Source organism: Sphingomonas sp. CCH10-B3, from assembly GCF_001556185.1.
In the GTDB taxonomy this organism is placed as follows: Bacteria; Pseudomonadota; Alphaproteobacteria; order Sphingomonadales; family Sphingomonadaceae; genus Sphingomonas; species Sphingomonas aquatica.
In genome coordinates, this window is the sequence record NZ_LSIJ01000012.1 from 1 (window position 1) to 679 (window position 679).

At 65.8% G+C, this 679-nt stretch carries 1 protein-coding gene; it reads right to left on the bottom strand.

The features are described 5' to 3' along the window. Positions 1-679, bottom strand: a 679-nt coding sequence (locus AX672_RS03480; RefSeq protein WP_331711165.1) for a Calx-beta domain-containing protein, incomplete at both ends; no start/stop codon positions are given.

Here is a 679-nt window from a genome sequence, read left to right on the forward strand (position 1 = left end):
TGAAGGTCTCGTCGCCCTCGACCAGGTAATCGCCGACGACGCTGAACGGAATCGTCGCGCTGGTCTCGCCATCGGCAAAGCTCACCGTGCCGGTCAGCGTCGCGTTTACATCGGCGCTCGTCGCGCCACCTGCCCCACCGGGCAGCGTGATCGTATAGCTCGCGCTGACCGCGCCGCTGCTGTTGCCAGACCGCGAGACCGTGAACGCACCTGCCGTGGTGCCGGTATCGCCTTCGTTCAGCGTGACATTGGCGACGCTGATCACGGGCTGCGCATCGTCGTTGGTAATCGTGACCGTCGCCTGCGTGTTGCTCAGGATCAGCCCGCTGGTCGGGTTGGTGAGGTTCACGAAGAAGGTCTCGTCGCCTTCGAACAGCCGGTCACCATAGATGGCGAAGTCGATGCCGAATACCGTGACCCCGCCGGACACCGGCACGCTGCCTGCCAAGCCGACATAATCGACACCTTCGGTCGCGGTGCCGTTCGCGGTCGCCAGATCGAACGAAAAGGCGCCCAGCCCGCCTGTCCGAGTGAAGGCCACCCGCGCGAGGCTCTGACCCGAATCGCCTTCGACGATGGTCACCCCGGCAATGCTCAGCGTGCCCGCGACGTCGTCATCGGTAATCGTCGCGGTCGCCGTGCCGGTGCCGATCGCGGCACCGCCGGTGGGGTTCGACAG